Origin of the sequence: Methylobacterium sp. Leaf87 (genome assembly GCF_001422775.1) — a bacterium.
Taxonomy (GTDB): domain Bacteria; phylum Pseudomonadota; class Alphaproteobacteria; order Rhizobiales; family Beijerinckiaceae; genus Methylobacterium.
Genome location: NZ_LMMI01000012.1, coordinates 50,082 through 62,302, shown reverse-complemented (window position 1 = coordinate 62,302; position 12,221 = coordinate 50,082). Strand labels below are relative to the sequence as shown.

Here is a 12,221-nt window from a genome sequence, read left to right as displayed (position 1 = left end):
GGGGCTCAGGTCGCGCCGAAATTCTCGGCGATGACTGGGGTCTTGGCGCGGATATGAGCCCGCACGAGCCGGGCCAGGGCCTCGCCGTCGCGGGCATGCAGGAGTTCGATCATCCGCTCGTGCTCGGACACCGCCCGCGCCCATTGCTCCGCCGTCTGGTGCACGGCGTAGCGCGAGCGCTGGATACGCCCCGACAGGCTGGCGTAGAGGCCACCCAGGATCGCGTTGCGGCTCGCCGCCATGATCGCCTCGTGGATCGCGCGGTTGAGACCGAAATACGCCCCCTCCTCCCCGGCCTTCCAGGCGGCCACCATGGCGCGGTGATCGCCCTCAATGCCGGCGATCTCCTCGTCGGTGATGGTGCGGCAGGCGAGATCGGCGGCCGTGGCCTCCAGGCCGGCGATGACCTCGATCATCTCCTCGATCTCGGACTGCGACAGGCTCGCCACCCGCGCACCGCGATTGGGGAGGAGTTCGAGCAGACCTTCCGTCGCCAGGATCTTGATGGCCTCGCGCAAGGGGGTGCGCGAGATGCCGAAGCGCTCGGTCAATTCGCTCTCGTTGATACGAGCGCGCGGCTCGAGTTCACCGGAGCGGATGAGATCCCGCATCCGATCGACGACCTCGTCGTGCAGATAACGCCGGTTGATGCCGATGCCCGGCTCGATCTTGTTCATCAGTCAGCAATTCTAAAAGTCGAAAGGCCTATACTTCCCATTTTAGGAGCCGCCTGTCCAAGTGTCGAGGGACAGGCGGTTCAAATAGGGGTGCTCTCCTATCTCTTCATCGCACTTCTTCGTGCCACGTGCGCCCGTCTCGCTCGATCAGGGCGATGGCGGCCGTCGGCCCCCAGCTTCCGGCCGGATAGGGACGGGGCGGCTCGGGCCGGTCGGCCCAGGCCTTGAGCAGGGAATCGGCCCAGGCCCAGGCGACCTCGACCTCGTCGCGGCGCATGAACAGGGTGGCGTTGCCGCGCACCACGTCCATGAGCAGGCGCTCGTAGGCATCCGGGTAGCGCTGCTTGAAGGTTTCTTCGAAGGAGATGTCGAGGTTGGTGGGCCTGAGGCGCATGCCGCCGGGACCGGGATCCTTCGTCATCACCTCGAGCTTGATCCCCTCCTCCGGCTGGAGCCGGATGACGAGGCGGTTGGGCTCGCGCCCGAACGCCTCCGTGGGGAAGATCGAGAACGGCGAGGCGCGGAACTGCACCACGATCTCGGACAGCTTCTGGGGCAGCCGCTTGCCGGTGCGGAGGTAGAACGGCACCCCGGCCCAGCGCCAGGACTGCACCTCGAGCTTCAGGGCGACGAAGGTCTCCGTCCGGCTCTGGGCGTCGCCGCCGAGATCCGTGCGGTAGCTCTCCACCGGCTGGCCCGCGACGGCGCCGGCCCCGTACTGCCCGCGCACGGTCACGGTCTGCACGTCGTGGGGGGTGATGGGTTTGAGGGCGCGCAGCACCTTGAGCTTCTCGTCGCGCACGGAGTTGGCGTCGAGCGACAGCGGGCTCTCCATCGCCATGAGGCAGAGGAGCTGGAGCATGTGGTTCTGCACCATGTCGCGCAGGGCGCCCGAGGTGTCGTAGTACCCGGCCCGCCCCTCGACGCCGACGGTCTCGCCCACCGTGATCTGGACGTGATCGATGACGTCGGCCGTCCACAGGCGCTCGAAGATGGTGTTGGCGAAGCGCAGGGCCAGCAGGTTCTGGACCGTCTCCTTGCCGAGGTAGTGGTCGATGCGGAAGATCTGCTCCTCGGGAAACACCTCGCCGACGGCGTCGTTGATGGCGCGGGCCGATTTGAGGTCCTTGCCGATGGGCTTTTCCAGCACCACCCGCGACTTCTCGCCGATGAGCCCATGGGCGGCGAGGTTCCGGCAGATGGAGCCGTAGAGGTCGGGCGAGGTGGCGAGGTAGTAGGGCCGCACCTGATCGGGCCGCTCGGCGAGCTTGGCGGCGAGATCCTCCCAGCCGTCGTCGCCGGCCCCGTCCACGGCGACGTAGTCGAGGTGGTCGAGGAAGGCGGACAGCCTGTCCTCGGCCACATCGGCGGCCGGCACGAAGCGCTTGATGGCGTCGCGCGCCCGCTCGCGGAACGCCTCGGCGCTCATCTCCGAGCGCGAGGCGCCGATGATCCGGCTGGTGCCGGGGATCTGCCCGTCCTTGAACCGATAGTAGAGCGCCGGCAGGAGCTTGCGCGTGGTCAGGTCGCCGGTGGCGCCGAACACGACGCAATCGAAGGAGGCGACGGGGATGATGGTGGCCAAGGGCGGCTCCCGGGTTCGGTTCGCACGGGGTCCGCGGGGCCGGGCCTGCCCGGCCACCCACGGAGCGTGGCGCAAGGCTTAGACCGCAAGCAAGAGCTTCGCCAGCGGGCGCTCCCCGATGTCCGGGGGCTTACGTCTTCATGAATGCCGCGAACGCCTCCGAGAAATCCGGGTGCCAGCGCGACAAAGCCGGGCGGTTCTCGATGAGGTCGCCGGCGGCCCAGGCGATGCGCTTCTCGTCCTGCGCGCGGGTGGTCTCGTTGTCCGGACACAGGATGTAGAAGTCGCCGCGCGCCATCCCGGCGAGGAGGAAATCCACGGTCTCCTCCGGCGTCCAGGCGCCCGCCGGCTTCTCGGCCACGCCGCGGGCCCGGGTCAGGCCCGTATAGACGAAGCCCGGGATGAGCAGATGGGCGCTGACCTGCGCGCCCGTGCGGTTCCGCAGGTCGTGCGCGAGGGCCTCCGTCACCGCCTTCACGCCCGCCTTCGACACGTTGTAGGGCGTGTTGCCGGGCGGCGTGGTGATGCCCTGCTTCGAGCCGGTGACCACGATGGCACCGGGCTCGGGCCCGTCGATCATCGCCGGCGCGAAGGCGTGGAGGCCGTTGATCACGCCCCACAGGTTGGTGTCGAGGATGCGCCGCCAGGTGTCGGCGTCCGAGAACAGGGTGCCGCCCGCCTCGATGCCCGCGTTGAGCAGGACGAGGGCCGGCGGTCCCTCGGCCGAGGCCACGTCCCGCAGGGCCTCCACGGCGTGCCGGTCGCCCACATCCGTCGCGAGCGCCCGGATCGGGGCGCTCCCCGGGGCGGCCGCCGCCACCGTGGCGCGCGCGCCCTCGAGGGCGTCACCGGGCAGATCCGCGAGCCACACGGCCATGCCGGCGGCGGCGAAGCGCGTGGCGGCGGCGAGGCCGATCCCGCTCGCCGCTCCGGTGACGACGGCGGTGCCGCCCGCGCGAAGGGCCGGATGCTCCCCTGAACCCCGGCCGACCCGAGCGTCGCTCGCCTGCATGCCCGTCTCCCCATGTGCGGTTTCGCCCATGAGGTAGGGCGGGTGGGTGGAGGCGTCACGGGCGCGGCCGGCACGGCAGGGGATTGGTAACCCTCGCGCCGCATGGTCGTGGACGATAGTCGCTTCGGGGATCCGCGATGCTTTCGCGCCACGTTCTCTTCGTTACCGCCCTGTGCGCGAGCCTGTCGGCCCTCGCCGTCGCCACGGGTGCGATGGCGCAGGACGCGCCCGTGCCGCCGAAACCCGTTCCGTCGAAGCCGCTCGCGAAGCCCAGGATCAAGGCCGAGCCGGCCAGAAGCGAGACTCCCAAGAGCGAAGCCTCGACGAACGAGGCCCCGCGCCTCGATCCCCTGGCGGCTTCGGCCCCGGCCACGCCGGCCGTGCAGGCCATCGTACCGGTGGGCACGCCGGATGCCGGGACTCTGGCCAAGGAGGCGGCTTCGAAGGAGGCGGCGCCCAAGAAGTCGCGCGAGTTGCCGCCCCTCGTGGTCGCCCGCGTCTCGGCCGATCCGGCGCCCACGCTCAGCCCCGCCACCTTCCTCGACACCCTGAAGATGGCCGATCGCTATCAGGCCATGGCGGATGCCGGCGGGTGGGCGAGCCTGCCGCCGGGCCTCGTGGTCAAGGCCGGGGCCCGCGATCCGGCGATTCTCGCCCTCCGGAAGCACCTCGCGCTGGTCGGCGATCTGCCCGCCGACGCGCCGGCCTCGGACCTCCTCGATGCGCCCCTGGTGGCGGCGGTGAAGAGCTTCCAGGCCCGGCACGGCCTGCCCGAGACCGGCCTCATCGGCCGCCAGACCGTGGCGGCGCTCAACGTGCCGGCGGCCACCCGCCAGCGCCAGCTCGCCGCGTCGGCCGCCCGGCAGATCGGGTCGACCTTCGCCTTCGGCGACCGCTACGTGGTGGTGAACATCCCCTCCGCCACCGTCGAGGCGGTGGAGCGCGGCGTCGTGGTGCGCCGGTACGTCGCCGTGGTCGGCAAGCCCGACAAGGCGACGCCGCGCATCGAGGCCCGCATCACCGACGTGAACCTCAACCCGACCTGGACCCTCCCGGTCTCGATCATCAAGAAGGAGATCATCCCGAAGATGCGGAAAGACCCGGGCTACCTCGCCCGCGAGCGCATCCGCATCCTCGGCCCCGGCGGCGTGGAGGTCGATCCGACCACCCTCGACTGGGCCAGCGAGAAGGCGGCGAACTACACCCTGCGGCAGGATTCCGGCCTCGACAATTCCCTCGGCCAGGTCCGCATCGACATGCCGAACAAACAGGCGGTCTACATGCACGACACGCCCTCGAAATCCCTGTTCGCCCGCGAGGTGCGGTTCCACTCCCACGGCTGCGTGCGGGTGGCGCAGGTGAAGGAACTGGCCGGCTGGCTGCTCGAGGGCACCCCCGGCCCGAACGGCGGCGCCTCGACCTGGGGCCCCATGGAGATCGAGAGCCACATCGCCACCAACGAGCGCCTCGACATCAAGCTGCCGAAACAGATCCCCGTGACCTTCGTGTACCTCACGGGCTACGCGACGCCGGACGGCCGCGCGCATTTCCGCGACGACATCTACGGCATCGACAGCCCGGCGGTACCGATGCCTGAGGTGGCGACCACGGGCTCGATCACGCCGCGCCCGACGGGCCGAACCATCAAGCCGGCCGCCGCCGGAATCGTGTCGCCCCAGGCGGGACCGGTGAGGACGGCGACGCCCAAGGTTGCGCCGCCGAAGGTCGCGCCCGCTCTGCCCACCGGTCCCGTTCCACCGGGCCCGATCCCGCCCGGATCGATCCCCTTCGCCGCTTCACCCGCCCGATAGGATTCCCGGCGCACGGGCGAACGTCACCGGTGGGCGCAGGGGTGACCGCACTCACCGCGCGCCGGTCCGGATCTCCTCCGCGAACCGCACGCTGCCGAGACGCACCAGGGCGATGAAGTTCTCGATCAGGGGCGCCCGTGCCTTCGTCCACAGAGCGTGCACGTCGGCCCGGATCGGCCGTCCGGCGACCGGTCGATAGACGACGTCCCGGTGCGCCAGCCGCGCGACGAATTCCGGAATGATGGCGAGGCCCAGCCCCGCCGCCACGAGACTGGTCAGGGACGCGGCCTCGACCACCTGATGCGAGATCCGGGGCGTGAAGCCCGCCTCAACGCAGCAGGTCCAGAGGTACTTGGCGAACAGCGAATCGTGGAGCCGCAGGAAGACGAAGTTCTCCGCCGCGAGGTCCGTTAGGGCGATCGTCTCCGTCGCGAGCCGATGCCCCCTCGGCAGGACGAGGCGGACGGTCTCCTCCCAGGCCAGTTCGCTGACGAGATCCAGGTCCCGCGGCGGGCAGCGCAGGAAGCTGACATCGGTCCGCCCGGTCCTCAGGGCCGCGATCTGCCGGTCGGGCGACATCTCGTGGATCCGCAGATCGACGTCGGGATAGCGTTCCGCGAACACGCGGATCGAGGCGCCCAGGGGCCCGGCCAGCATCGAGCCCGTCAGCCCCACATTGATGATGCCGGCCGTGCCGGCGCCGATGGCCCGCGCCCGGCCCATGGCCTCGCCGGCCTTCGCCAGAATGGCGAGGGCTTCGATTCGGAAGTCCTGGCCGGCGGGCGTCAAGGAGACGCGGCGCGTCGTGCGCTCGAACAGCTCGGTCCCGATCTCGGCCTCGAGATCCTTGATCTGCTGGCTCAACGGCGGCTGCGCGACGCCAAGACTCTCGGCAGCCGCCGTGAAGCTGAGATGTTCGGCCACGGCCACGAAGTAGCGCAGATGACGCAGTTCCATAGGGAAAATTCACGATCCGTGCGTTTCGATGGGCTACGACCAAACGCCTCTTCCGCATCCCTGCACCGAAGTGAGCTTCCCGGAAACGGCAACGAGGCTTTCCCGCATCGTCCGGTCTCCGTCTCGGACCGACCGGCATTCCCTCCACCAAGACCTTCAACCCCTTGCTCCGGCGTCGCAAACCCGTGCCGTTCACCGAACCGTCATATCCGCCTCAGTGCCGCCAAGCTGGCCCTGCACACCGGCTGCCATGACGAACCTCGCCCGGCCCCTCGCATGGCTTCTCCTGGCCGCTCTGATCTTCGCGACCCTGGCCCCCATCGGGCTGCGGCCGGTGAGCGGCGCGCCCGTCGGCCTGGAGCGGTTCGGCGCGTTCGCCGCCCTCGGCTTCCTGTTCGCCTACGGATACCCGCAGCGACGCTGGGAGGTCCTGGCTCTGGTCACCCTGGCGGGAGCCGGGCTGGAGGCTCTCCAGATGATCGAGGCGACACGGCATGGCCGGATGGGCGACTTCCTCGTGAAGGGCGCCGGAGGGGGGTTCGGCGTGGCGATGGCGATGGCGCTGACCCGGGTCTCGGCGCGCGCCGGGAGTCTCGGCGGGCGGCCCTAACGATTCCGCCCCTCGGCTTCCCGCGGGCGTGTTTGTCGGCTTCCCGGGCAAAGCGCCCGGTGACGGCGGCGGCGAATCTCGGCACGTGGCGCCGGCCATGCGACGGCGCCTCGTCCCAGCGAGGAAGTATGCCGACGCGGCGAACGAGCCCTGTTCCTCGCGCGCATCCCTTACGGAGAATCGCCGGGGGCCTTCGGCGCGTGGTGCGAGTTCCCCTGGATCAGGTCGCGTCCGGCGTAGAGGCCGCCCGCCGTTTCCAGGTCGAGGCGCTCCACGTCCCGGCGGCGGACTTCGGCCATGACCGCGTGCGCGGCGTCCGGATCGTCGCCGATGGTGAGCAGGGCCTGCTCGCCGAAAGCCAGGGCCGATTCGAACGTCTCCCGGAGCTGATACGCGACGCCCGCCCGGATGAGCGCGATGGCGTGCTCGCGATCCCGGGCCCGGGCGAGGACCGGAACCAGGGGGAATTCGGCCCGCGCGATCGCGGCGATCCGCTTGGCGGCGTCGCGGTCGTCGATGCAGATCAGGATCGTCCGCGCGGTCGCGGCGCCCGCCGCATGCAGGATGTCGAGGCGTGTCCCATCGCCGTAATAGACCTTGAACCCGAACGCCTCGGCCACGCGGATCTGCGCGGGATCGGTGTCGATGATGGAGACGGAGCACCCCCGCGAGATCAACGGCTGGCTGACGACCTGCCCGAAGCGCCCGAACCCGATGATCAGGGCGCTGCCGACGAGGTTCTCCGGAACCTCGACGCCGTCCGTCGATACGGACGCTTTCGGTCCGAGGCGGTCGTAGGCGATCACCATCAGGGGGGTGAGCGCCATGGAGAGGATGACGGTCGCGGTCAGGATCGCGTTGGTGGTGCCGTCGATGATCCCGACGCCCGCGGCGGCGGCGTACAGCACGAAGGCGAACTCGCCGCCCTGCGCCATCAGGGCCGCCCGCTCGACGCCCTCGGCGTGGGACGCCCGCAGGAGACGCGCGATCCCGTAGATGACGACGCTCTTCACCACCATGTAGGCGGCGACGCCCGTCAGGATGAGCGCCCAGTTTGCCCCGATCACGGTGAGATCGAGGGACATGCCGACGCCGAGGAAGAACAGGCCGAGCAGGATGCCGCGGAACGGCTCGACATCGGCCTCCAGCTGATGCCGGAAACTCGATTCCGAGAGCAGCACCCCGGCCAGGAACGCGCCCATGGCCATGGACAGTCCGCCGAACTGCATGGCCAGCGCCGAGCCGAGCACGACGAGCAGCGCGGCCGCGGTCATCACCTCCCGCGCCTTCGACGCCGCCAGCAGGCGGAACATCGGATTGAGCAGCCAGCGTCCCGCCGCGACCAGGGCGGCCACGGACAGGAGCGCGAGGCCGATGGCGTAGGCCCGGTCGGCCGTACTCGCCGCTGCACCGCCCGGCGCGAGGAACGCGACGATGGCGAGGAGGGGCACGATGGCGAGATCCTCCAGCAGCAGGATCGCGACGATGCGCTGTCCCTTCGGGGTCGAGAGGGACCCGCGCTCTTCGAGGAGCTGCATGACGATGGCCGTCGAGGTCAGCACGAAGCCGGTCCCGGCCACGAACGCCACGGCCGGGGACAAGCCCATGGCGAGGCCGACGAGGGTCAGGGCTGCGATGCAGGCTCCGACCTGCGCCAACCCGAGGCCGAAGATCTCGCGCCGCATGCCCCAGAGCCGCGACGGCTCCATCTCCAGGCCGATGAGGAACAGGAACATCACCACGCCGAGTTCGGCCACGTGCAGGATCGCGTGCGCGTCCGTGAACAGGCCGAGGCCGAACGGGCCGATGCACAACCCCGCCACGAGGTAACCGAGGACGGAGCCGAGACCGATGCGCTTGAACAGCGGGACGGCGATCACGCCCGCCGCCAGGAGCGCGACGACCTGGACGAGTTCGCCGGCAGCGCCGGATGCTTCAGCAGCCATGAAGTCTCGATCTCGGTGACGGGGGATTCGGACCGGGCATGACCGGCCGCGCAGGCACGCTCAAGGGTAGCGGACGGGCGCGGGGGTTTCAGGCAGGGGGATGAACTCGGATTCACCCGGAACCGTGTCGAAGCGGGCCTGGCGCCAATCCTCCTTGGCCTGCTCGATTCGCTCGGGACGCGACGAGACGAAGTTCCACCAGAGGTGGCGCGGCCCATCCATGGGTTCGCCGCCCAGCACCATGAAACGGGCGGCCTCGGTCGCCCGCACGCTGATGCGGTCGCCGGGTCGAAAGACGAGAAGCTGGCCCGGCCCGAAGCCGTCGCCGGCGATCTCGATGGCGCCCGAGACCGTGTAGATCGCCCGCTCGTCGTAGGTCGGGTCGAGGGGCAGGACCGCGCCGGCCTCCAGGGCCACGTCTGCGTAGACCATGGGGCTCGAGGTCCGTACCGGGGATCTCGCACCGAAGGCCTCGCCGGCGATGAGCCGGACGGTCTTGCCCTCTCCGGTCAGGACCGGCAGCGCCCCGGCCTCGTAATGCTCGAACGCGGGGGCGGTCTCCTCGTCCCGGCCGCTGAGGGCGACCCAGCTCTGGAGCCCGAACAGCGTCGAACCGGTCTTCCGGAGGTCACGTCCCGTCCGCTCCGAATGGGTGATGCCCCGGCCCGCCGTCATCCAGTTCAATTCGCCCGGGCGGATGGGCAGTTCGGTCCCGAGGCTGTCCCGGTGCATGATCTCGCCCTCGAACAGGTAGCTCACGGTGGACAGGCCGATATGGGGATGGGGCCGCACGTCCATGCCCTGGCCGAGCAGGAACTCGGACGGCCCCATCTGGTCGAAGAAGATGAACGGCCCGACCATCCGACACTCGGTGGACGGCAGGGCCCTGCGCACGGCGAACGAACCGAGGTCGCGCGAGCGCGGGACGATCAGGGTCTTGATCGCGTCGCAGGTGAAATGATCGCCCGGGATCGGATCGTCGGCACCGTGCCAGCTCATGGGGTGATCTCCTGTCTGTGATGTTCGGTCAAGACCGGCTCGCTTGCTCCGGCGTCCCGACGAGGATGCGGACCGGCGCGCTCGCGCCGAGGACGGTTCAGGGGCGCGTGAGACGACCCCCGCGACGATCGCGCTCAGCCCTTCACGAAGGCCAGGAGATCGGGATTGACGACGTCGTGGTTCACCGTGAGCATCCCGTGCGAGAACCCCGGGTAGGTCTTCAGGGTGCCGTGCTTCAGCAGCCCGATCGACTTCAGCGCCGCGTCGGCGATCGGGACGATCTGATCGTCCTCGCCGTGCAGCACCAGGGTCGGGACGGAGATCGCCTGAAGGTCCGCGGTCTGGTCGGTCTCGGAGAACGCCTTGATGCCCTCGTAATGGGCCTTGGCGCTGCCCATCATGCCCTGGCGCCACCAATTCTGGATCACGCCCGGCTGTGCGGTCGCGCCCGCGCGGTTGAAGCCGTAGAAAGGTCCGGTCGGAACGTCGAGGAAGAACTGCGCGCGGTTCGCGGCGGTGGCCTCGCGAAAACCGTCGAACACCGAGATCGGCAGGCCTTCGGGGTTGGCGTCCGTCTTCAGCATGAGCGGCGGTACGGCGGAGACCAGCACCGCCTTGGCGACGCGGCCGGCGGGCTCTCCGTGCCGTGCCACGTAGCGGGCCACCTCGCCGCCGCCGGTGGAATGGCCGATATGCACGGCGTTTCGCAGATCCAGTGCCTCGACCACCGCGAAGGCATCGGCGGCGTAGTGATCCATGTCGTGGCCGCCATCGACCTGCGCCGAGCGGCCATGGCCGCGCCGGTCATGGGCGACGACGCGGTAGCCCTGGTGAAGGAAGAACAGCATCTGCGTGTCCCAGTCGTCCGACGAGAGCGGCCAGCCGTGGTGGAACACGATCGGCTGGGCGCTCTTGGGGCCCCAATCCTTGTAGAAGATCTCGACACCGTCGGCGGTGGTGACATAGGCCATGGAGAGTGTCCTGTCCTAAAGGAAGCGAACGTCGTGGCCGTTACGGGCACGCGTGATGCAGTTGAGACCATCTCGGTGATCTTCGGAAGCCCCGAACATCGTTTCGGCGTCGTCGATTCCCAGGCTAGACGCGTCGCCGTAATCCTCGGCGATCTCGATGGTCGTCACGCGGGTCCCGGTGTGCATCCGTTCGAGCCGGAATGCAGGCGGGTGCCGAAGCGCGGCCGTCATCGCGACGACGTTGCAGACAAAGGCATGGCTCGACACCCGGTCGAGGCTCGCGGGGACCTGCGCGACGATAGGCCTGAAGGTACGGAGCCGGGCGGCGGCGAGGCGTTTTCCGGGGATGGGTGTGCCTCCGATCGGCATGGCTCGGTGTCCCTCCGTTCGGCTCCGCCGGGCGACGGCGAAACCGACGCGATCCCTCGCGACCGCCGACCGGAGCTATGGGGGCTCGGGGGTAAAACGGCTTGCCGAATCGGCGCGCGACTTGAAGGAATGCGGCATCGCGCGTGCCCCTGCCAGGCTCATCATCTCGGCTGTCGCATGCAACCGGCCCGGAGGACATGGCCGAGCAGGATGCCGAGAGACAAGGTACGCTTTCCCCACGCAGAACGAGTTCGACCAGAGGCTCGTGAGGAGATTCCGGCAGCATGCGGAGTGCGACCATCGCCCCGACGGACCCAACCCCCGGCCGACGCTCGCGCGGCACTCCGATTGTCCTGGACACACCGCCCCGGAGCGGGGACCGGTCCCGGATCCGGCAGGGCGGACGGCCGGACAGGGGGACCGACGGCATCGCCTTCGTCGATTGGCGAACGAAGGCGCCGACGGGAGCGCACCGTCGTCCAACCCTACCGCGCGACGGGCTGGTGCTCCAGGTGCCGCTGGCGGACCATCCGGGCAGCCCGTACGGGGGCGGCGGCGATCAAGGGGCACCCGAGCGGATCTGTCCGAGCGCCGTGATCCTCCTCGACATCCGCGCCCGGTCCGTCTGCCGGGATCGCGCCGGAACCGTCCAGGTCTGGCTGTCGAGCAGGGTTCTGGCGGACGTGGCCGACAGCATGGGCCTCCGCGATCTCGACCCCATGGAGGCCCTGAAACCGGTGCATGGCCGGACCCTGGTGGACCCCACCATTCACGACCTCGCGGCGAGCGCCGTGGCGACCCTCGATCGCCCGGACCGCGGCGCCGCCATCTTCCGCATCCAGCTCGCCCGCGCCCTGGCGGCTCACCTGCTCGGTGTCCATGCGGAGGCCGGACACACCCCCACACGCACCCGAGGCGGCCTGGCGCCCTGGCAGGTTCGGCTCGCGCAGGAGCGCATTCGCGCCGAACTCGGCGCTGCTCCGTGCCTGCGAGCAGTGGCGGCGGCGTGCGGCCTGTCGGTAAGTCACTTCACGCGCGCCTTCCGGCAGTCCGTAGGGACATCTCCGCATGCATGGCTGGTGCGCCAGCGCGTCGCCCGCGCCAAGGTGATGATGCGCGCGCAGGACCGGTCCCTGGCGGAGATCGCCCTCGCCTGCGGCTTTGCCGATCAGAGCCATTTCACCCGGGTCTTCGCCCGTGAGGAGGCCATGAGCCCGGGCCGCTGGCGGCGGACGACCGAGCGGCAGCCCTGAGCGCCTGCGCGGATCGCGGTGAAGGGCCGAT

The 12,221-nt window shown here is 69.9% G+C and carries 11 protein-coding genes; 3 read left to right on the top strand and 8 right to left on the bottom strand.

Features of this window, described 5'->3' with window-relative positions:
* Positions 1-5: 5 nt before the first annotated feature.
* The 3 genes from ASF22_RS08195 to ASF22_RS08185 all read right to left on the bottom strand — a co-directional run bounded on the left by ASF22_RS08195 (position 6) and on the right by ASF22_RS08185 (position 3,274).
* Positions 6-677 (bottom strand): GntR family transcriptional regulator, encoded by a 672-nt coding sequence (locus tag ASF22_RS08195; protein WP_056166234.1) that lies wholly within the window; start codon positions 675-677, stop codon positions 6-8.
* 106 nt (positions 678-783) lie between these two features.
* A complete protein-coding gene (gene zwf / locus ASF22_RS08190) occupies positions 784-2,262 on the bottom strand; it encodes a glucose-6-phosphate dehydrogenase (RefSeq protein ID WP_056166233.1) in 1,479 nt (492 codons plus the stop codon).
* Between the two features lie 130 nt (positions 2,263-2,392).
* The gene (locus ASF22_RS08185) at positions 2,393-3,274 is read right to left on the bottom strand and encodes an SDR family NAD(P)-dependent oxidoreductase (protein ID WP_056263291.1); all 882 of its coding nucleotides are present in this window, start codon (positions 3,272-3,274) and stop codon (positions 2,393-2,395) included.
* Positions 3,275-3,411: 137 nt separating this feature from the next.
* Here ASF22_RS08185 and ASF22_RS08180 point away from each other — a divergent pair, with 137 nt between their 5' ends.
* Positions 3,412-5,085: a L,D-transpeptidase family protein gene (locus tag ASF22_RS08180; protein WP_056263289.1), complete on the top strand. Its 1,674-nt coding sequence runs from the start codon at positions 3,412-3,414 to the stop codon at positions 5,083-5,085.
* A 51-nt stretch (positions 5,086-5,136) separates the two neighbouring features.
* Here ASF22_RS08180 and ASF22_RS08175 read toward each other — a convergent pair whose 3' ends face one another.
* A complete protein-coding gene (locus ASF22_RS08175; protein WP_056263286.1) occupies positions 5,137-6,042 on the bottom strand; it encodes a LysR family transcriptional regulator in 906 nt (301 codons plus the stop codon).
* A gap of 250 nt (positions 6,043-6,292) precedes the next feature.
* On the opposite strand from ASF22_RS08175, the gene ASF22_RS08170 reads away from it, so the two are divergent.
* A complete protein-coding gene (locus ASF22_RS08170; RefSeq protein ID WP_056263285.1) occupies positions 6,293-6,652 on the top strand; it encodes a hypothetical protein in 360 nt (119 codons plus the stop codon).
* Between the two features lie 170 nt (positions 6,653-6,822).
* Here ASF22_RS08170 and ASF22_RS08165 read toward each other — a convergent pair whose 3' ends face one another.
* The 4 genes from ASF22_RS08165 to ASF22_RS08150 form a co-directional block, all read right to left on the bottom strand.
* Entirely contained in the window at positions 6,823-8,598 is a 1,776-nt protein-coding gene (locus ASF22_RS08165; RefSeq protein ID WP_056263283.1) for a monovalent cation:proton antiporter-2 (CPA2) family protein, read from the bottom strand.
* A 60-nt stretch (positions 8,599-8,658) separates the two neighbouring features.
* The gene (locus tag ASF22_RS08160; RefSeq protein WP_056263281.1) at positions 8,659-9,597 is read right to left on the bottom strand and encodes a pirin family protein; all 939 of its coding nucleotides are present in this window, start codon (positions 9,595-9,597) and stop codon (positions 8,659-8,661) included.
* 134 nt (positions 9,598-9,731) lie between these two features.
* Positions 9,732-10,568 carry an alpha/beta hydrolase gene (locus tag ASF22_RS08155; RefSeq protein WP_056263279.1) on the bottom strand — a complete coding sequence of 279 codons (837 nt, stop codon included), beginning with the start codon at positions 10,566-10,568 and terminating at the stop codon, positions 9,732-9,734.
* A 15-nt stretch (positions 10,569-10,583) separates the two neighbouring features.
* Complete coding sequence (locus ASF22_RS08150; RefSeq protein ID WP_056263278.1) at positions 10,584-10,937, bottom strand: hypothetical protein; 354 nt, start codon at positions 10,935-10,937, stop codon at positions 10,584-10,586.
* Between the two features lie 503 nt (positions 10,938-11,440).
* On the opposite strand from ASF22_RS08150, the gene ASF22_RS24510 reads away from it, so the two are divergent.
* Positions 11,441-12,190, top strand: a complete 750-nt coding sequence (locus tag ASF22_RS24510; protein ID WP_056263276.1) for an AraC family transcriptional regulator — start codon at positions 11,441-11,443, stop codon at positions 12,188-12,190.
* The last annotated feature ends 31 nt before the right edge of the window (positions 12,191-12,221 follow it).

What these genes read in the sequence shown, in the direction of transcription:
- ASF22_RS08195 (WP_056166234.1), bottom strand. Translation starts at nt 677, where the DNA reads ATGAACAAGATCGAGCCGGGCATCGGCATCAACCGGCGTTATCTGCAC.
- ASF22_RS08185 (WP_056263291.1), bottom strand. Translation starts at nt 3,274, where the DNA reads ATGCAGGCGAGCGACGCTCGGGTCGGCCGGGGTTCAGGGGAGCATCCG.
- ASF22_RS08180 (WP_056263289.1), top strand. Translation starts at nt 3,412, where the DNA reads ATGCTTTCGCGCCACGTTCTCTTCGTTACCGCCCTGTGCGCGAGCCTG.
- ASF22_RS08175 (WP_056263286.1), bottom strand. Translation starts at nt 6,042, where the DNA reads ATGGAACTGCGTCATCTGCGCTACTTCGTGGCCGTGGCCGAACATCTC.
- ASF22_RS08170 (WP_056263285.1), top strand. Translation starts at nt 6,293, where the DNA reads ATGACGAACCTCGCCCGGCCCCTCGCATGGCTTCTCCTGGCCGCTCTG.
- ASF22_RS08165 (WP_056263283.1), bottom strand. Translation starts at nt 8,598, where the DNA reads ATGGCTGCTGAAGCATCCGGCGCTGCCGGCGAACTCGTCCAGGTCGTC.
- ASF22_RS08160 (WP_056263281.1), bottom strand. Translation starts at nt 9,597, where the DNA reads ATGAGCTGGCACGGTGCCGACGATCCGATCCCGGGCGATCATTTCACC.
- ASF22_RS08155 (WP_056263279.1), bottom strand. Translation starts at nt 10,568, where the DNA reads ATGGCCTATGTCACCACCGCCGACGGTGTCGAGATCTTCTACAAGGAT.
- ASF22_RS08150 (WP_056263278.1), bottom strand. Translation starts at nt 10,937, where the DNA reads ATGCCGATCGGAGGCACACCCATCCCCGGAAAACGCCTCGCCGCCGCC.